Source organism: Guyparkeria halopsychrophila (assembly GCF_044582135.1).
Taxonomy (GTDB): domain Bacteria; phylum Pseudomonadota; class Gammaproteobacteria; order Halothiobacillales; family Halothiobacillaceae; genus Guyparkeria.
In genome coordinates this window covers 1-15,963 of record NZ_JBDODP010000024.1, presented here as the reverse complement: position 1 = coordinate 15,963, position 15,963 = coordinate 1, and the positions used below count along the sequence as shown (strand labels likewise).

Genomic DNA, 15,963 nt, shown 5'->3' with positions numbered 1-15,963 from the left:
CTAGCCCCCTCCCCCTCCCTCTATTCACAGCTACTTTTAAGGAAATAGGGGTAACAGGGGTAACACCGCGATTCGCACACCGCCCAAAGCCCGTCACCATGCGACTCATGCGTGTTACCCCTTCGCGGCTTTGGAGGGGTAACAGAGGGGTAACAGACCTGAATAGGGGTAACATTGCGCGTTCGTTCATTTGCAATTTCCTACCGCTTCCACGCTTTTTGCAATCTTCCGCCAACTCGTCGGGGCGCTTTCTCAAACCCCAATCCGCGAAGAATTGCGGCGACACGTTTATCGTCCCGGTTCTGTGCGTGCTTCGGGTCCATGTCCAGTGCCCCGCGCAGCACGTCGGCCGTGGTGAATACCGACTCCCAGCGCGAGGTCGGCGCGGCGTCCAGATGCTCGAACTCGTCCGCGTCACCGTCGAGCCATTCGACGATCGGGGCGTGCCACGGGTCGACCACCTTGTGGCGTTCATGGACTTGGCGACCGAGGCGCTCGGCCTCCTGCCAGTGAATCCCGTCGCGCTTGAATACCTCCCGCGCCTCGGCCCATAGCTGCTCGCGATCGCGCTTGATCGCCGGGATGTCGGAGTCGCCCACCTCGACCGGCAGGAAACGCCGCTCGCCCGTCTCGTCGGACAGGAACTCCACCTGGTTGGTGGTGCCGACGAACACGCAGCGCCTGGGGAAGGTGACCGTGATCTCCTTGTACTTGGGCGTCCACTTCTCGTGGCGCTTGGAAAGGAACGCCTTGACGTGCTCAACCTCCCGCGAGTGCATCCCCTTGAGCTCGCCCATCTCGCCCAGCAGACGCCCGCGGATCAGCCGCGCCACGTCGTCGCCCTTGGCGTCGAGATCGAGGTCAAAGAAGAAATCCGGATCCGGCAGCATCTCCTCGAGGGCCGACGACTTGCGTGTGCCCTGGTTGCTGATGAGGATCGGGGCCATGTCGGCCTTGATGCCCGGCTCGAGCACCCGCCCGGCGTGCGCCGTCCACCAGTAGAGGCTCACCGCCTGGTGGTAGTCGGTCTGCTTGACGTTGAAGTAGTCGGCGAGGAACCGCTCGATGCGCGGCTGGCCGTCCCATGACAGGCGCTCGATCCAGTGAATGGCCGAGTCGAACTGGTTTTCGCGGGCGATCAGCGAGACGGTCTGGCGCATCATCTCCTGGCTTACCGGCTTAAAGCCGCGCCGCTCGATCGTCAGCCGGATCTCGGTGTAGTCGTCATCCTCGAGCGTGCGCCAGTCCTCCGTGCCGTCCTGGGCGAGCATGATCTCCTCGCGGAACCGGTCGCGCCGCACGCGCCACCTGCAGAAGTCCGCCCGCTCGATCGCCTTGACCACGTTGGGCAGGGTGTTCTTGATCTGGCCTTCCTTCGTCCGGTCGAACGACGGCAGCGGTGGAGTCTTGGCCGGCGGCAGCGCCTCGAACTCCTCCGGCTCGGCTGCCGGCGGGGTCCAGCCGTGCGCCCCGGCCAGGTGGTAGATCGTCGCCACCGTCAGGCGGCTGTCGCGCTCCTCGCGCAGGTACGCCCACACCTTCTGGTCGAGGAACGCCGCGTCGTACTTGCTCGAGCGCTCGCTAAACTCGTGCGCCAGCTCGTAGCTGTCCGCCCCGCCGTCGTCGGCCGAGTGCAGCGCAGCGATAACCTTCCACCACTCGTCGTAGTCCAGCTCCGAGCTATCCTCGTTCGGGATAGCCGCCAGCGCCGAGCGCAGTCGCGCCCAGTCCACCTCGCCCGTATCGGACGACTCGCGCACCGGCCGCTCGCGCAGCGCCACCGGCTCGGACATGGGCCAGTCGAGCCCGGTGATGTCCTCGCGTTCGAGCGGCTCGAGGCCCAGCAGCGGTTCCAGCGGGACGCTCTCGCCAGCCAGGGGCAACACGAACTGGTTGCCGAACCCATCGGCCGGCACCTCGTCCTGCTTCGGGAACACCTCAACCTGCCCCTTCGACACGCCACCGGCACCGTTCTCTAGGCCCACGGCGGTCAGTGCATCGGCGAGGAACATCCGGACCGAGTAGGCGTCCTGCGGCTCGTCCCACAGCAGATAGACATGAATCCCCGCCCCGCCCGACGAACGAAACGCCACCGGCGCCCCGCCCCGGGCCTTGAGCGCGGCCATGACCTCCTCGGCCGTGGCCGTCATCTCCGGCCATGACGTCTCGTTGCCGTGCGAGTCCAGATCCAGCAGCCCGAGCCGCGTCGTCGACTCCCCCGCCCGGATCGGGCAGACACCGCGGTACGGCCCGCCGTTCAGGTGCTTGGCCAGTCGCGCCGGCGTGATCTCGTCACGCGTCCAGGCCATCTCGCCCGAACGCTTCACCGCCGAAACGTCTGTCCTTACCCGCGCGAGGATCGGCCCCAGCGCGTCAATCAATTCGGTCTTGTCCATGCGTCCCCCGCGTGATCCGTCGCGCCTTGGTACTCGGCACTCACGATGAAGCGTCCGACTCCGGGTAGAGGTCCGGGCGGAGTTGCTGGCGGGTTACGGCACCGCCGACGGCTTCTTCGATGGGGATGACGTATTCGCCGGGGACTCGTTTTCGGCCGCGGTTAAGCCAGTTCCAGATGTGGGGCTGATCCACGCCGATTCGGCGGGCTAGCTCTGACTGGGAGCCGGCAAGATCGACGGCTCGCGCAAGAGCGAAGGGCTGGTTGTCAGACATTGTTGTCTCCGTGGGTGAGTGCAAAAATACCACGTCATTAAAACAACTGTTTTCGTTTCCAGCAACATTTGTGCTTTGACGGTCTATAACTAGTGTTTTAGCTTTGCGCCAAGAGCTGCCACATAGAAGGGCCTCACCCATGAGCCTCGGAAAGAACATACGGACCTTGCGCAAGACTTACGGCTGGTCGCAGCAGACGCTGTCCGACAAGACCGGCGGTGCCGTCTCCCAGGGCGCGATCGCCGCGCTCGAGTCGCGCGATAGCAAGAAGTCCGAACACGCCAAGCCCATCGCTGCCGCATTCGGCGTCGACGTTGCCGATCTTGTCTATCGGGACATCCAACCCGGCTGGTGCCCCGCACTGGATCAAGGCCAGCCGGTCAATGGCCGGCACCCGGAGGACGGAGACGACCCCGACGAAGTCCAGGTGCGCGAGTACCGCATCACCTTCGCTGGCGGGCACGGCGCCGTGTTCGCCTACGAGACAGTCGAGGAAAGCGAACCGGCCACCTACCGCCTGTCGTGGATGCAACGCCAGCACCTCAAGGCGGACGACCTGCGGCGCTTCCGCGTCTGCGGCGAGAGCATGGAGCCCACCTTGTACGACGGTGACGTGGTGCTGGTGAATACCGCCGAGAACGACCCCGCCCACATCATGGACGGCCGCGTCTACGCGATCCGCTACGGCGACGAACTGCGCGTCAAACGCCTGTTCCGCAAGCTCGACGGCACGCTCGTACTGCGCAGCGACAATCAAGCATTCGAGGACGAGGAAGTCCCGCCCGCCCTCGCTGACGAGCACATCAGCATCATCGGCCGCGTCCGCGACAAGAGCGGTCCGGGCGGCCTCTAGCCCCACCACCTCGCCAATCTTTACGAACTGATGCCCGCCTCGTGCGGGCTTTTTTGCGTCTACCTCGAAAAAATTTGTTGTTGAGTTGTTGACAGGTCCAAAACAAGTGTTTTAGTCTGCGTCACAGGTCAACAACAAACGAGGCTAAACGCATGACACTCGAAACCGCCATTCAGGAAAACACCCAGGCCCTGCGCGACCTGATCACTGCGCTGGGCGCCGACGCCTACCGCAAGGCCAAGGCCGTCGACGACGAGCCCGACTTCTCCACGCCGGCTGGCACCGAGGACAAGACCCTCGCCGACCCGCCGAAGGCCGCGCACACACCTAACGCTCCCGAAACCCCGGAAGAGCCGGCGCCCGCCGAGGACGCCCCGGCCGACGTCACCCTCGACGACGTGCGCGCCGCCGCCCTCGCCCTGGTCAAGACCAACCGCGACGGGCTCGTCGACATCCTCAGCGATATGGACGTCGCCAAGGCCACCGAACTGCCCGAGGACAAGTGGGCCGAATTCATCGACCGGGTCAACGGCGCGGCCCAAGGGGAGGCGGCGTAATGACAGCCACCAGCCCCCAGGCCCACGCCAAGCTCTCGGCCTCCGGCTCGCACCGCTGGATCAACTGCCCGGGATCGGTACGCATGGAGGAAGGCTACCCGGACACGTCCGGCCCCCATGCCGAGCTGGGCACCTCGCGCCACGACTGGGCTGCCACCTGCCTGCTCGAACGGCGCGACGCCGAGGCCTACCTCGGCCGGGTGTTCAACGGCATCGAAGCGACCGAGGACGACGTCGACTACGTGCAGAGCTACGTCGACCTGGTACGCCGCGAGGCCGAGGGCGGCGAGCTGCTGGTCGAGCAGCGCGTCAGCTACTCCGACGTCATCGACGTGCCCGGGTCCTTCGGCACCAGCGACACGGTAATCCTGCACAGCGACCGCATCACCGTGATCGACCTCAAGTACGGCCGCGGCGTGCGCGTCGATGCCCCGGGCAATTCGCAGCTCCGGCTCTACGCCCTGGGCGCGCTCGAGGAGTTCGGCCTGCTGGGTGACTTCCGCGAGGTGCGCACGATCATCCACCAGCCGCGGCGGGACCACGTCAGCGAGGAAACCCTGAGCGTCGAGGCCCTGCGCGGCCACGGTGCCGGCTACCGCATCGCCGCCCAGGAGGCCCAGCGCGAGAGCGCCATGCTGGTGCCGGGCGAGTCGCAGTGCCGGTTCTGCAAGGCCAAGGCCGACTGCGCCGCCCGCGCCCGGTACGTCGCCGAGCTGACGGTAGGCGATTTCGACGACCTGACAGGGCAGAGCCCGACCGCCCCCGATCCCGATCGGCTCACCGAGGAACAGCTCGCGCGGATCGTCCCGAACCTCGACCTGATCGAGGACTTCGCCCGCAGCGTCCGGAGCGCCGCCCTCGAACGGGCCCAGCGCAACGAGCTGCCGGGATTCAAGGCCGTGCGCGGCCGGCGCGGGGCGCGCCAGTGGAAAGACCCCGAAGCCGTCAAGGAGCATCTCGCGGCCATGCGCCTGCGCAAGGACGAGATGTACAAGCTCACGCTCCAAACGCCCACGCAGATCGCAAAGCTCTTGAAAGGCCACCCGCGCCGGTGGAGGCGCATCGAGGAACAGATCCACCAGCCGGAAGGGAAACCCACCCTGGCACCGGCCGACGACCCGCGACCGGCCGTCACCGCCATAGCCAGCGCTCACGAGTTCGAGGACGTGTCGTGAACCAGAAGCAACCGCCAGCCGCCCAGGTGCTACCCACCGCGGCGGCCCGGGCCCTGCAACGGGCGGCGCAAACGCCCAACACGCCTGACGATCCGCAGGCACGCGCCAAGGCCATCGACAAGGCCACGGCACGGATCAAACGCCAATACCCACAGCACTTCAAAGAGGACTGACCCATGAAAGTGATGCTCAAGAACGCCCGTCTCGCCTTCTCGCAGAACCTGTTTAAGCCCGGGAAGATGAACGAGGACGACACCCCGGCCTATTCAGCCTCCCTGATTCTTGATCCCGAAAATAACGCCGAGGACATCAAGAAGGTAGAGGAAGCCCTCGCCGCGGCAGCCAAGGAAAAGTGGGGCGCCAAAGCCGACGCGATGCTCACCAAGCTCCGGAGCGCCGACAAGCTCGCCCTGCACGACGGCGACACCAAGGCCGACTACGACGGCTTCGCCGGGAACCTCTTCGTCTCGGCCCGCAGCAAGACCCGCCCGACCGTGGTCGACCGCGACCGGTCCCCTCTCACTGAGGCGGACGGCCGTCCCTACGCCGGCTGCTACGTCAACGCCCAGGTGGAAATCTGGCCGATGGATAACGGTTTCGGCAAGCGCATCAACGCCCAGCTGCGCGGCGTGCAGTTCGTCGCCGACGGCGAGGCCTTCGCCGGTGGTGGCGTCGCAGCCGCCGACGAGTTCGACGAGCTCGAGCCCGAGACCGCCGACGACCTCGTTTAAGCCACCAACCCGCCCGGCGCTGCCGGGCCCATCCGAGAGCGCTTGCCTGCGTCGAGCGCTCCCCGATGGGCCAACAGCCACAAGGAGACAAACCATGTGCCAAGTCACACCGAAAACCAACCAGCTAGACCGCGACCTGCAACGTATCCGCGCCGAGATGGGCGACCGGCACCTGCTTGCGCCGAAGGTTGAGCGGAAGACGCCGGCAAAGAGCCGAGAGCAACTTGCCCGCGACTGGAACGAGCGCAAGCGACTCGCTGGGGTGATGGCATGAAAGAACGCCCAATCATATTCACCGACGACCAAGTGCGCGCCATCCTCGACGGGCGGAAAACACAGACGCGGCGGATCGTGAAGCCGCAGCCGTCAAAGGATCATCAGTACCTCGGGCACGTGATTGAAAGCACAAACCGGAAAGATGAAGGCAAATGCCGCTGGGGCATTGGAGAAATTCCGTATTCAACCGACGCGATTCGCGTTCGTCCTCCCTATGGAGTGCCCGGCGACCGCCTGTGGGTTCGTGAGGCGCATGCAAAAGACGGCTGGCAAATCTGGTTCCGGTCAGATTGCGACAAAGGGCCGGCAAGCGAGGTGTGCCAGTACCAGGACGGCAGCGATTTCGAGGGGACTTGGGCGCCATCCATCCACATGCCCCGCTGGGCCAGCCGCATCACGCTCGAAATCACCGAAGTGCGTGTGGAGCGGGTGCAGGAGATCAGCGGGGCTGATGCTAAGGCCGAGGGAATGTGCAGCAGGCTTGCCGAATCATCAAGCCTGCTCGGGCCTGCCGGTAGCTACAAGGACAACTTCCGCACCGCGTGGAACTCAATCAACGGCCACGGCTCATGGGACGAAAACCCGTGGGTGTGGGTGGTCGAGTTCAAGCGCCAGGAGGTGCAGTCATGAGCGCCAACGAGACCAGTCGCCAGGCATACGCCGAGCTGATGGAGTCCGGGGCTATTGGACACCAGGCGCTCGACGTGCTGGCAGTGGTCTGGCTCTCGCAGTTCTGCCTGACGCGCAACGAGATCGCCGAACGCTCCGGGCTGCGCCTGTCGTCGGTGCGTGGCCGCGTCAATGACCTGGTGGCCGTTGGGATGCTCGAGTCGGTCGGCAAGCGTCAGTGCCGCATGACTGGCCGCACGGCTGAGCAGTTGCAGGTGACGCGTAAGGGCATGGCGGCCGTCGGCAAAGCGCGGGAGGTGGTGTGATGGGTTTCGGAGGCGCACTGGACGCCCACTACCGGGAGCAGGAAAAGCCGGATGGTTCAGCAGGCCACGCCAACCTGGCGCGCGAGTTCCTCTCGCTCGCCGGCATGAACATCGACCGACTCGAGGCGGCGGCACAGGGAGGCATCCACCCCCTCCCGGCCAACGACTACCGCATCGAGGCCATGCGCCGCCTGGTCCCGCTGGTCAGCGATGACATCGGCGAGGCCATCAATGACCTGATCGAGCATGTGACGGGCAAGGGGGTGGCGTGACCGCCTACTACAACGAAATCGACCCGCATGCAGCGCAGTGGCTGCGAAACCTGATCGACGCTGGCCACATCCCGGCCGGCGATGTTGACGAACGGAGCATCGAAGATGTCAGCCCAGATGACCTTGCTGGATACACCCAATGCCACTTCTTCGCCGGAATCGGAATCTGGGCTTACGCCCTGCGACTCGCCGGCTGGCCGGATGATCGACCCGTGTGGACCGGAAGTTGCCCTTGCCAACCTTTCAGCGCGGCAGGCAAAAGTGCTGGGGTTGCTGACGAGCGGCACCTTTGGCCGCACTGGCACTACCTCATCAGCCAGCGCCGCCCTGGCGTCGTCTTTGGCGAGCAGGTTGCAAGCAAGGACGGCCTCGGTTGGCTCGACCTTGTACAAGCTGACCTGGAAGGAGCGGACTACGCCAGCGGGGCGGTCGATCTGTGCGCTGCGGGCGTCGGCGCGCCGCACATCAGACAACGCCTATGGTTCGTTGCTGAAAGGATGGGTAAGCCCGGCGTCGAGGGATTGGAAGGACAGCGGGGCGGACATCGCACCAAGGAAGGACGGCAAGCCGCGATTCGATCAGTTGCCGAGGCAGGCGAATCTGGCGGGCCGGCCGACGCCGAGTGCCAGCGGGTTCGAGGCGAAAGACCTGGAACGCCTAGAGCAGAGGCGGCAGGAGTGCAAGGAGCGAACGGGGAACGGCAACGGGTTCGGTTTAACGATAGGTCAAGCGGTCCCTCTATGGCTGACGCACGACCAACCGGCCCGACTAACGGCTTCTGGGCAGACGCTGACTGGCTGTTCTGCCGGGATGGAAAGTGGCGGTCAGTTGAACCCGGCACATTCCCGCTGGCTCATGGGGCTCCCGCCCGAGTGGGACGACTGCGCGCCTACGGAAACGGCATCGTCGCTCCGGCGGCAAAGGAAGTGATCGAGGCTTACATGGAATCGGCCGAGCGCCAGGGGGTGGCGTGATTGGAATCGCCGACGACATCGCTGACGAGCTGCACGAGGCGCGCATTGACGCACTGGCCGAGCGCCAGCACGACCGCGAACTGACACGCCACCCGTCATGCGCCGACCCGGGTCACCCGGGCTGCTGGCGGTGTGAGGAGGAATAGAGATGTTGCAAACACCAGACAACGCCGGAACCGCCCCGCTCGACTACCTCGAGACGCGGGCACTGGACTCGGACGAGACAACGCGCGCGCTGGTTGATCGGCTCGCCCAGGCGGAGCGCTCGCTCGCCACTTGGGAAACCGAAATCGACGACACGCCCACCGCCGTCGCCCGCCGCCTCGACGAGCTAGAAACCGAGGTCTCCGACCTCGAAAGCAGACTCGAGGACGCCGAGGGAGAAGCAGAAACCCTGCGCGCCCAGCTCCGCGAGAAGGAAACGGCATGACCCTCGCCTATCTGGATTCGGAGACCTTCGGCCCCCTGGGCGGCCCGGCCGATCTGGGTACTTACCGCTACGCGGAGAACGCCGAGATCCTGCTCGTCACTTACGCGCTCGACGACGAGCCGGTGCAGTGCTGGGACGTGACCGTCGACAGCGCCATGCCGCAGGCCTTGGCCGACGCGCTCGACCAGGCCGACGAGGTCATCGCCCACAACGCTATGTTCGACCGCAACGTCCTGCGCCTTGGCAACCTGGGCCTCGAGGTGCCGATCGAGCGCTGGCGCTGCACGATGATTCAGGCGCTCGTCCACGCCCTGCCCGGTTCGCTCGACGAGCTCGGCCGCACGCTCGGCCTGCCGCAGGAGCAGCGCAAGATCAAGGAAGGCCGCAAGCTGATCCAGCGGTTCTGCAAGCCCGCGCCGAAGAACCACAAGGCCGACCGCTACGACCGCCACACGCACCCCGACGAGTGGGAGCGCTTCAAGCGATACGCGGTGCAGGACGTCGAGGCCATGCGCGAGATCCACCGCCGGCTGCCGACGTGGAACTGGGGCGAGGACACCATCGCCGAGTGGCACCTCGACCAACACATCAACGATCGCGGCTTCGCCGTCGACCGCGAACTGGTCGAGGCCGGTGCCCGCGCGGCCGTCGACGAGCGCAAGAGCATCGCCCGGCGCTTCGCCGAGCTGACCGACGGCCTCGCGCCCACCCAGCGCGAGAAGGTCCGCCAGCACCTCAACAGCCAGTACGGCCTCGGCCTCCAGCAGACGGCCAAGCACGTCATGGCCCCGATCGCCGCCGACGAGTCACAGCCGGCCGAGGTGCGCGAGATCGCCCGGCTGATGCTCGCGGCCAACAAGACCAGCACGGCCAAGTACGCCACGCTGCGCGAGGCCTTGTCTGCCGACGGCCGGTTCCGCGGCGGGTTGCAGTTCGCCGGGGCCAGCCGCACGCGGCGCTGGGCTGGGCGCAAGTTCCAACCGCAGAACCTCGTGTCGCGCGGCATCCCCAAGCCCCACGTCATCGAGGACTACATCGAGGCCCTGAAAGCCGGCGTCCACGACCTGCTGTTCGACGACCTGATGCTGATGGGCAGCGCCGCGTTGCGCGGCGTGGTGATTGCGCCCGACGGCTACCGGCTCAACGCGGCCGACCTGTCGAACATCGAGGGCCGGGGCCTGGCGTTCCTCGCCGGCGAGGACTGGAAGCTCAAGGCCTTCCGCGACTTCGACGCGGGGGAAGGCCCGGACCTCTACAACGTCACCGCCACCAGCATCGTCGGCGGTGATCCTTACGACGTACCCAAGGCCACTCGCAACGTCTTCGGCAAGGTGCCGGACCTCGCGCTCGGCTACGAGGGGGGTGCAGGCGCGCTGCAGACATTCTGCCAGGGCTACGGCGTGAAGATGGCCGACCACTGGGGGCAGATCCGCACCCACGTCGACCAGCGGTTCCTCGACCGGGCCGAGGCCAACTACGACGACTGGGGCCTGCCCAAGGCCGCCGACATGGAAATCGACCGCACCGAATGGATCGCCTCCGAGGCGGTCAAGCTCGCGTGGCGCGATCGGCACCCGGCCACCGTCAAGCTCTGGCGCGACACGAAGGACGCCGCGATCAAGGCCATCAAGCGCCCCGGCCGCACCTTTCGTGCCGGCCCCCATCTGCGGGTGGGCGTCCGCGACCACGGCGGCAATACCTACCTGATCGTCAAGCTGCCCAGCGGCCGCTACCTCGTCTACTTCGACCCGCGCCTCTCCGATGACGGCGCGATCACCTACATGGGCATGGGCAACGAGGACGGCGGCACGGCCAAAGTCTGGTGCCGGCTCTACACCTACGGCGGCAAGCTCATCGAGAACGCCACGCAGGCATTCGCCCGCGACGTGCTCGCCGCGAATATGCCGGCCATCGAATCCGCCGGCTACCGCATCGTGCTCACCGTCCACGACGAGGTCATCGCCGAGGCCCCGGCCGGCGCCGGCGTCGACGACCTGATCCACCACCTGGCGACCGTGCCGAGCTGGGCCGAGGGCCTGCCGCTCGCTGCCGACGGTTTCGCCGCCGACCGCTATCGAAAGGGCTGACCGCCCGCAACCAAGGAGACGACCATGCCCACCAAGACCTCAACCGTATTCGCCGTGGACGCCCTCGAGTGGGCCCTGCTCGCCGGGGGTTACTACCTCGCTCCGGGGCCCCTGCAGGGTCTCGCCGACTGGGTGTTCGTCCTGCTCGGCGTGATTGGCTTTCTGCTGAGCGGGATTGTCCTGGTCGCCGACGGCGCCCGGTTCACCTTCAACGACAGGCCCGCCGGCGGGGTCGCCATGGGTTGGCGGTTGCTTGTGCTCGGCCGCACCAGCAGCGCGCTCCGTGTCCTCGCCATCGCCCTGGCGGGCGCCCATAACGTGGCGATCATCTACGGGGCCGGTGTACTGCTCGAGACGCTCGGCGCACTGAAACTTCGTCGCGAGTACGCACGTCGCGAGGCCGGCCATGCGTGAAAAGACCATCGAGCAGCACCTCGTCCGCCGCGTGAAGGAAGCCGGCGGCATGTGCCCGAAGTTCACCAGCCCGAACCGCCGGAGCGTGCCCGACCGCATCGTCCTCATGCCCGGCGGGCTGATCGCATTCATCGAATTGAAGGCGCCTAAGCGCAAGGCCACGGCCGCGCAGGCCCGCGAGCATGATCGCCTGCGGGCGCTGGGCTTCTGGGTCGAGGTGATCGACACGAAGGACGGCGTTGAGCGATTCATGGGAGAGATCGCGTGAGCATGCTCACCCCTGAACACCTCCGCCCCTACCAGCGCCTCGCCATCGAGCACATGATCGACCGCCCTCGCGGCGCGACGTGGGCGTCCATGGGGATGGGCAAGACGGTGTCCACCCTCACGGCCTTCGATGCCCTGCGCTTGGCCGGTGAGGCTAATAACCTGCTGGTCATCGCCCCGAAGCGAGTCGCCCGCAGCACGTGGCCGAAGGAATTGGGGGGCTGGACGCACCTGCGCGATCTCGGCGAGGCCACTCCGATCCTCGGCACCCCGGCCCAGCGCCGCGAGGCCCTGCGCGCCGACCGTGGCTGCGTCTACACCATCAACTACGAGAACGTCCCGTGGCTGGTCGAGCAGTGCGGCCGCCGTTGGCCGTTCGACATGGTCATCCCCGACGAGTCCACCCGGCTCAAGGGCTTCAGGTTGCGCGGCGGCACACAGCGGGCCCGGGCGCTCGCCCGTATCGCCCGCAACCTGACGCACCGCTGGCAGAACCTGACAGGCACCCCCGGCCCGAACGGCTACCTGGACCTGTGGGGCCAGCAGTTCTTCGTCGACTTCGGTGAAGCGCTGGGCCGCACCTTCACCGCCTACAAGGAGCGGTTCTTCGAGCCGGACAATCCGTTCAGCGACTACCCGCGCATGGTGCTGCGGCCGTTCGCCGACCAGATGATCCACGACCGGCTCGCCGATTCCTGCCTGACGCTGCGCGCCCAGGACTGGTTCGACCTCGAGAAGCCGATCGTCACCGACGTCAAGGTCGACCTGCCCAGCAAGGCCCGCCAGCTCTACGACCAGTTCGAACGGGAGATGTTCGCCGAGCTCGACGGCCACGACATCGAGGCGATGAACGCCGCCAGCCGCACGACCAAGGCCGCGCAGATCGCCAGCGGCGCCTGCTACGTCGACGCCGACGGCAACTTCTCCGACGAGCCGCAGCGCCGGTGGAAGGAAGTGCACACCGCCCTGCTCGACGCGCTCGAGTCCGTCGTGACCGAAGCCGCCGGCGCACCGGTGCTGGTCGCCTACCAGTGGAAGCACGACCTCGAGCGACTGCAACGCGCCTTCCCCAAGGGCCGGGTGCTCGACGACGACCCGCAAACGATCGACGACTGGAACGCCGGGCGCATCCCGCTGCTGTTCGCCCACCCGGCCAGCGCCGGCCACGGCCTGAACCTGCAGGACGGCGGCAACATCCTCGCCTTCTTCGGGCTGTGGTGGGACCTCGAGCTCTACCAGCAAGTCCTCGAACGCATCGGCCCCGTCCGCCAGCTACAGGCAGGCCACGACCGGCCGGTATTCATCTACCACATCGTCGCGCGCGGCACCGTCCACGAACTGATGGCCGCGCGCAGGAAAGGCAAGGAAATCGAGCAGGACGGCCTGCTCGCTGCAATGAGGAGGGAAGCATGAGCACCCACGACCCGGTGAACAGCCCAGCGCACTACACCAGCCACCCAAGCGGCATCGAGTGCATCGACGTGACCGAGCACATGGGCTTCTGCCTGGGCAACGCGACCAAGTACATCTGACGCGCCGATCTCAAGGGCGACGCGATCGAGGATCTGAAAAAGGCGCGGTGGTATCTAGACCGCGAGATCGAGAAACGGAAGCTTGTTGAACAACCGAAGATGGATGAGGCGGTGACCACGAAGGGCGACACAATCTCCACTTGGCGCGTCACCACAGCCCCGGAGGAGGAATCATGAGCAAGACAATCACACTAACAGACGAACAGGGGGCTGCACTGCAAAGCGGCGAGCCGGTAACTATCGAACCGGCCAAGAAGGTTGGCCCGGACGCCGAGCTGTTCGCCTGGCTCGATCGCCAGGCCGATGCCCGAGAGGCAATGGAACTGGCCGAGGCCCAGCGGCAGTCGGACGAGTGCCAGCGCGATCTGTTCGACAGCACCCCGGCGCAAAGCGAGCACGACGAGGAACGGATCGTGTCGCGCCTGTTTCTGACAGCAGACAGCGACGGCAGCTATCGCCAGATGACCAGCGACAACCCTGACGCAACCGAGTACGTCCGCACAGACCTGACAGGCGTGCGCCAGATCTATGCCCTGGCCGACATTCGCGCGGCGATTGGCGATGCCCACGGCAAGTTGATGCTCGACGAGGTGATCGCGCGCGTGCAGACCATGGCCGAGCGCCCCGCCGAGCTTGAGCGTGAGCTAGCCCGCCGCGATGCGCGGGTGGCGGCTGATGCTTTGGAAGATTCGGCCAACGTTTGTTCTGCGGTTGGTGACGCAGCAACTGCGAAATGGTTGCGAATCCGGGCCGACAGCTTTCGCCGCGAAGCCGAGGAGGGGGAGTGATGGATTGGCTGATTTTTCTCGGATCGCTAGCCGTCGTAATTGCGTTCATCGCCGCCTGGCGAATCGGCATGAGCCGGTGGATCGCGGCGCGCATGAGGGCGGCCGAGACGCTGGATTCATTCGACAAGGAATGGCTGGAAGCCTACGAAAATAAACATCGCCACGCAGCCGATGGCTGGGAGGGCCGATGACCACCGACACCATATCCCTGATCGCCGTTTCCGTCCTGTGCCTGATGGGCATCGCCGGGATCATTGCCGGCATTGTTCTCGAGGAGCGAGAGCGCGGCAAGTACACGGCAGACCCGCACGAATCCACCGACAACTGCCGGAACTGACGGAGGCCCCATGCGACACATGAAACTCAGCGAGTACCGCCGGCAGGCGTACACGCCAGAGAGCCGCCCAGACGAGCGCACCCTGCGCCGGCGGATCGACCGCGGCGAACTGGCCGGCAAGCGCGAGGGCTCGCGCTACTATGTCCTCGTCGATGAGAACGGCCACGAGGCGCAGTACCTAGCGTCCGTGAAGCCGGTCAATGATCTGGCCGGCCAGGTGCTGGCCAAGGCCATCGAGGCGTAAACCATGGCACCGAAGCGCCGCCGCAAGGACAGGGCCCACTGGCCGAGCAACCTGTACGCGTCGAAGAACGCGCGCGGGCTGTATTACTACTACCTGCGCCCCGACCTGCCGACGACCGACTCGGCCCGCTATAACGGCTTCGGGTACGTGACCGAGAAGCAGGCGATCGACGCGGCCCGCCAGCTCAACCAGGTGTTCGGCCCGGGCGGTGATCTCGCCGGGCAGATCCTCAAGCGGTCGAGACGGCGCGCTCCCGACACGACCATCGCCGAATACGTCGACCAGTTCCTCGACTTGAAGCTGCCGGCGCGGCGGATCAACGGCCACCCAATGAGCCCGCACACGCTCAAGGAGTACCGGCGCCTCTACCGCAACATCAAATCGGGCCTCGGCACCATCCCGATGAAGGGCGTCGAGCAGACCGACCTGGCCGACTTCCTCGAGGACATCGGGACCACGCCGGAGGTGTTCAACAAGTACCGCACCCGGCTGATCGACCTGTGGAAGTCGGCCATCTCAGACGGCGTGGTGCAGGACAACCTGCCGGCGCGGATCCTTCCCCAGGACAAGGCGATCAAGCGGCGACAGCGCATCACCCTGCCAGGCGACAAGCCGGGGACGGCAGCGCTCGACGGCATCGAGGCCTACCGGGCGATCTTCGAGCAGGCAGATGCAGCCGTACGCTGCGCGATGGAGCTGTCGCTCAACGCCCTGCAGCGGCGCGAGGAAGTCCGCCGCTGGCGCTTCGATTGGAGCCGTGACGACGATGACGGCCGGCACGTCTACATCCGGATCAGCAAGACCCACAAGCACGGCCGATCCAGCTATATCCGCGTGCCGGAATCGCTGCCGGTGGCCTACTCGGCACTCGGCGCGTCAACGCTCGGCGATCTGATCGCCAAATGCCGCGACAAGATCCACTCGCCGCACCTGGTGCACCGCCGGCCCAAGAGGATCAAGAAGTCACCGCTGCGTGAGCACCCGTTCCAGCTATTGCCGAAGGCGATCAGCGACGGATTCTCCGAGGCCAGGGACAAGACCGGCCTGTATGACCACCTCCCGACCGGCGAGCGGCCCACGTTCCACGAGCTGCTTGCCCTTGGCGAACACCTGCGCGAGAAGCAGGGATGGTCCGCCGGACAGATCCAGAAGCTGCGCGGCCACACGAAGGAAAGCACCACGAGGATCTACCTCGAGGGCCACGAATGGAGCACCGTGGATGCGCCGAAAAGCTATTCAAATGGCGACGACAAGTAGTTGATTCGTATAGGCCAGAAGTGCCGAAAAATGCCCCTTTCTGCTAACTCAAAATCACCCCATTTTTCCTTTCAATCCAACGACGTGCCCGCCTTGTCGATCCTTCTTGACATGGTGGGGGTCGTTGGTTCGAATCCAATCGCGCCTACCAACATTGAAAGCCC

The 15,963-nt window shown here is 65.9% G+C and carries 24 protein-coding genes; 22 read left to right on the top strand and 2 right to left on the bottom strand.

Annotation, left to right across the window (positions count from 1 at the left end; translation table 11 throughout):
- Positions 1-200: 200 nt before the first annotated feature.
- Together ABGV18_RS10135 and ABGV18_RS10130 are read right to left on the bottom strand one after the other, a co-directional pair.
- Entirely contained in the window at positions 201-2,396 is a 2,196-nt protein-coding gene (locus ABGV18_RS10135; RefSeq protein ID WP_396585930.1) for a VapE domain-containing protein, read from the bottom strand.
- Between the two features lie 40 nt (positions 2,397-2,436).
- Entirely contained in the window at positions 2,437-2,670 is a 234-nt protein-coding gene (locus tag ABGV18_RS10130) for a transcriptional regulator (RefSeq protein ID WP_396585929.1), read from the bottom strand.
- A gap of 139 nt (positions 2,671-2,809) precedes the next feature.
- Here ABGV18_RS10130 and ABGV18_RS10125 point away from each other — a divergent pair, with 139 nt between their 5' ends.
- The 22 genes from ABGV18_RS10125 to ABGV18_RS10020 all read left to right on the top strand — a co-directional run bounded on the left by ABGV18_RS10125 (position 2,810) and on the right by ABGV18_RS10020 (position 15,799).
- Positions 2,810-3,523, top strand: coding sequence for a S24 family peptidase (locus ABGV18_RS10125; RefSeq protein ID WP_396585928.1), 714 nt, complete (start codon positions 2,810-2,812; stop codon positions 3,521-3,523).
- Between the two features lie 152 nt (positions 3,524-3,675).
- On the top strand, positions 3,676-4,080 hold the full coding sequence (locus ABGV18_RS10120; RefSeq protein WP_396585927.1) for a hypothetical protein: 405 nt from the start codon (positions 3,676-3,678) through the stop codon (positions 4,078-4,080).
- On the top strand, positions 4,080-5,255 hold the full coding sequence (locus ABGV18_RS10115; protein ID WP_396585926.1) for a DUF2800 domain-containing protein: 1,176 nt from the start codon (positions 4,080-4,082) through the stop codon (positions 5,253-5,255). Before ABGV18_RS10120 ends, ABGV18_RS10115 begins: the two co-directional genes overlap by 1 nt.
- Complete coding sequence (locus ABGV18_RS10110) at positions 5,252-5,428, top strand: hypothetical protein (protein WP_396585925.1); 177 nt, start codon at positions 5,252-5,254, stop codon at positions 5,426-5,428. Before ABGV18_RS10115 ends, ABGV18_RS10110 begins: the two co-directional genes overlap by 4 nt.
- 3 nt (positions 5,429-5,431) lie before the next feature.
- Positions 5,432-5,986, top strand: a complete 555-nt coding sequence (locus tag ABGV18_RS10105; RefSeq protein ID WP_396585924.1) for an ssDNA-binding protein — start codon at positions 5,432-5,434, stop codon at positions 5,984-5,986.
- 94 nt (positions 5,987-6,080) lie between these two features.
- Entirely contained in the window at positions 6,081-6,260 is a 180-nt protein-coding gene (locus tag ABGV18_RS10100; RefSeq protein WP_396585923.1) for a hypothetical protein, read from the top strand.
- The gene (locus ABGV18_RS10095; protein WP_396585922.1) at positions 6,257-6,892 is read left to right on the top strand and encodes a hypothetical protein; all 636 of its coding nucleotides are present in this window, start codon (positions 6,257-6,259) and stop codon (positions 6,890-6,892) included. The genes ABGV18_RS10100 and ABGV18_RS10095 overlap by 4 nt, the downstream gene beginning before the upstream one ends.
- Positions 6,889-7,197 (top strand): hypothetical protein, encoded by a 309-nt coding sequence (locus ABGV18_RS10090; protein ID WP_396585921.1) that lies wholly within the window; start codon positions 6,889-6,891, stop codon positions 7,195-7,197. The genes ABGV18_RS10095 and ABGV18_RS10090 overlap by 4 nt, the downstream gene beginning before the upstream one ends.
- Positions 7,197-7,469: a hypothetical protein gene (locus tag ABGV18_RS10085; RefSeq protein ID WP_396585920.1), complete on the top strand. Its 273-nt coding sequence runs from the start codon at positions 7,197-7,199 to the stop codon at positions 7,467-7,469. Before ABGV18_RS10090 ends, ABGV18_RS10085 begins: the two co-directional genes overlap by 1 nt.
- Positions 7,466-8,443 (top strand): DNA cytosine methyltransferase, encoded by a 978-nt coding sequence (locus tag ABGV18_RS10080; protein ID WP_396585919.1) that lies wholly within the window; start codon positions 7,466-7,468, stop codon positions 8,441-8,443. Before ABGV18_RS10085 ends, ABGV18_RS10080 begins: the two co-directional genes overlap by 4 nt.
- Positions 8,440-8,589: a hypothetical protein gene (locus ABGV18_RS10075; RefSeq protein ID WP_396585918.1), complete on the top strand. Its 150-nt coding sequence runs from the start codon at positions 8,440-8,442 to the stop codon at positions 8,587-8,589. Before ABGV18_RS10080 ends, ABGV18_RS10075 begins: the two co-directional genes overlap by 4 nt.
- 2 nt (positions 8,590-8,591) lie before the next feature.
- Entirely contained in the window at positions 8,592-8,873 is a 282-nt protein-coding gene (locus ABGV18_RS10070) for a hypothetical protein (protein ID WP_396585917.1), read from the top strand.
- Complete coding sequence (locus tag ABGV18_RS10065) at positions 8,870-10,960, top strand: hypothetical protein (RefSeq protein ID WP_396585916.1); 2,091 nt, start codon at positions 8,870-8,872, stop codon at positions 10,958-10,960. The genes ABGV18_RS10070 and ABGV18_RS10065 overlap by 4 nt, the downstream gene beginning before the upstream one ends.
- A 24-nt stretch (positions 10,961-10,984) precedes the next feature.
- Positions 10,985-11,374 carry a hypothetical protein gene (locus ABGV18_RS10060; RefSeq protein ID WP_396585915.1) on the top strand — a complete coding sequence of 130 codons (390 nt, stop codon included), beginning with the start codon at positions 10,985-10,987 and terminating at the stop codon, positions 11,372-11,374.
- Positions 11,367-11,642, top strand: coding sequence for a VRR-NUC domain-containing protein (locus ABGV18_RS10055; protein WP_396585914.1), 276 nt, complete (start codon positions 11,367-11,369; stop codon positions 11,640-11,642). The genes ABGV18_RS10060 and ABGV18_RS10055 overlap by 8 nt, the downstream gene beginning before the upstream one ends.
- 2 nt (positions 11,643-11,644) lie before the next feature.
- A complete protein-coding gene (locus tag ABGV18_RS10050) occupies positions 11,645-13,054 on the top strand; it encodes an SNF2-related protein (protein WP_396585949.1) in 1,410 nt (469 codons plus the stop codon).
- Positions 13,051-13,173 (top strand): DUF3310 domain-containing protein, encoded by a 123-nt coding sequence (locus ABGV18_RS10045; RefSeq protein ID WP_396585913.1) that lies wholly within the window; start codon positions 13,051-13,053, stop codon positions 13,171-13,173. The genes ABGV18_RS10050 and ABGV18_RS10045 overlap by 4 nt, the downstream gene beginning before the upstream one ends.
- Before the next feature lie 173 nt (positions 13,174-13,346).
- A complete protein-coding gene (locus ABGV18_RS10040) occupies positions 13,347-13,961 on the top strand; it encodes a hypothetical protein (protein ID WP_396585912.1) in 615 nt (204 codons plus the stop codon).
- Positions 13,958-14,152, top strand: a complete 195-nt coding sequence (locus ABGV18_RS10035; protein WP_396585911.1) for a hypothetical protein — start codon at positions 13,958-13,960, stop codon at positions 14,150-14,152. The genes ABGV18_RS10040 and ABGV18_RS10035 overlap by 4 nt, the downstream gene beginning before the upstream one ends.
- Entirely contained in the window at positions 14,149-14,298 is a 150-nt protein-coding gene (locus tag ABGV18_RS10030) for a hypothetical protein (RefSeq protein WP_396585910.1), read from the top strand. Before ABGV18_RS10035 ends, ABGV18_RS10030 begins: the two co-directional genes overlap by 4 nt.
- A gap of 10 nt (positions 14,299-14,308) precedes the next feature.
- Positions 14,309-14,542, top strand: coding sequence for a hypothetical protein (locus tag ABGV18_RS10025; RefSeq protein WP_396585909.1), 234 nt, complete (start codon positions 14,309-14,311; stop codon positions 14,540-14,542).
- 3 nt (positions 14,543-14,545) lie between these two features.
- Entirely contained in the window at positions 14,546-15,799 is a 1,254-nt protein-coding gene (locus ABGV18_RS10020) for a tyrosine-type recombinase/integrase (protein WP_396585908.1), read from the top strand.
- The last annotated feature ends 164 nt before the right edge of the window (positions 15,800-15,963 follow it).

Excerpts from the sequence above, each read along its gene's own strand:
- ABGV18_RS10135 (WP_396585930.1), bottom strand. The coding sequence starts at position 2,396 with ATGGACAAGACCGAATTGATTGACGCGCTGGGGCCGATCCTCGCGCGG.
- ABGV18_RS10130 (WP_396585929.1), bottom strand. The coding sequence starts at position 2,670 with ATGTCTGACAACCAGCCCTTCGCTCTTGCGCGAGCCGTCGATCTTGCC.
- ABGV18_RS10125 (WP_396585928.1), top strand. The coding sequence starts at position 2,810 with ATGAGCCTCGGAAAGAACATACGGACCTTGCGCAAGACTTACGGCTGG.
- ABGV18_RS10120 (WP_396585927.1), top strand. The coding sequence starts at position 3,676 with ATGACACTCGAAACCGCCATTCAGGAAAACACCCAGGCCCTGCGCGAC.
- ABGV18_RS10115 (WP_396585926.1), top strand. The coding sequence starts at position 4,080 with ATGACAGCCACCAGCCCCCAGGCCCACGCCAAGCTCTCGGCCTCCGGC.
- ABGV18_RS10105 (WP_396585924.1), top strand. The coding sequence starts at position 5,432 with ATGAAAGTGATGCTCAAGAACGCCCGTCTCGCCTTCTCGCAGAACCTG.
- ABGV18_RS10100 (WP_396585923.1), top strand. The coding sequence starts at position 6,081 with ATGTGCCAAGTCACACCGAAAACCAACCAGCTAGACCGCGACCTGCAA.
- ABGV18_RS10095 (WP_396585922.1), top strand. The coding sequence starts at position 6,257 with ATGAAAGAACGCCCAATCATATTCACCGACGACCAAGTGCGCGCCATC.
- ABGV18_RS10090 (WP_396585921.1), top strand. The coding sequence starts at position 6,889 with ATGAGCGCCAACGAGACCAGTCGCCAGGCATACGCCGAGCTGATGGAG.
- ABGV18_RS10085 (WP_396585920.1), top strand. The coding sequence starts at position 7,197 with ATGGGTTTCGGAGGCGCACTGGACGCCCACTACCGGGAGCAGGAAAAG.
- ABGV18_RS10070 (WP_396585917.1), top strand. The coding sequence starts at position 8,592 with ATGTTGCAAACACCAGACAACGCCGGAACCGCCCCGCTCGACTACCTC.
- ABGV18_RS10065 (WP_396585916.1), top strand. The coding sequence starts at position 8,870 with ATGACCCTCGCCTATCTGGATTCGGAGACCTTCGGCCCCCTGGGCGGC.
- ABGV18_RS10060 (WP_396585915.1), top strand. The coding sequence starts at position 10,985 with ATGCCCACCAAGACCTCAACCGTATTCGCCGTGGACGCCCTCGAGTGG.
- ABGV18_RS10055 (WP_396585914.1), top strand. The coding sequence starts at position 11,367 with ATGCGTGAAAAGACCATCGAGCAGCACCTCGTCCGCCGCGTGAAGGAA.
- ABGV18_RS10050 (WP_396585949.1), top strand. The coding sequence starts at position 11,645 with ATGCTCACCCCTGAACACCTCCGCCCCTACCAGCGCCTCGCCATCGAG.
- ABGV18_RS10045 (WP_396585913.1), top strand. The coding sequence starts at position 13,051 with ATGAGCACCCACGACCCGGTGAACAGCCCAGCGCACTACACCAGCCAC.
- ABGV18_RS10040 (WP_396585912.1), top strand. The coding sequence starts at position 13,347 with ATGAGCAAGACAATCACACTAACAGACGAACAGGGGGCTGCACTGCAA.
- ABGV18_RS10030 (WP_396585910.1), top strand. The coding sequence starts at position 14,149 with ATGACCACCGACACCATATCCCTGATCGCCGTTTCCGTCCTGTGCCTG.
- ABGV18_RS10025 (WP_396585909.1), top strand. The coding sequence starts at position 14,309 with ATGCGACACATGAAACTCAGCGAGTACCGCCGGCAGGCGTACACGCCA.
- ABGV18_RS10020 (WP_396585908.1), top strand. The coding sequence starts at position 14,546 with ATGGCACCGAAGCGCCGCCGCAAGGACAGGGCCCACTGGCCGAGCAAC.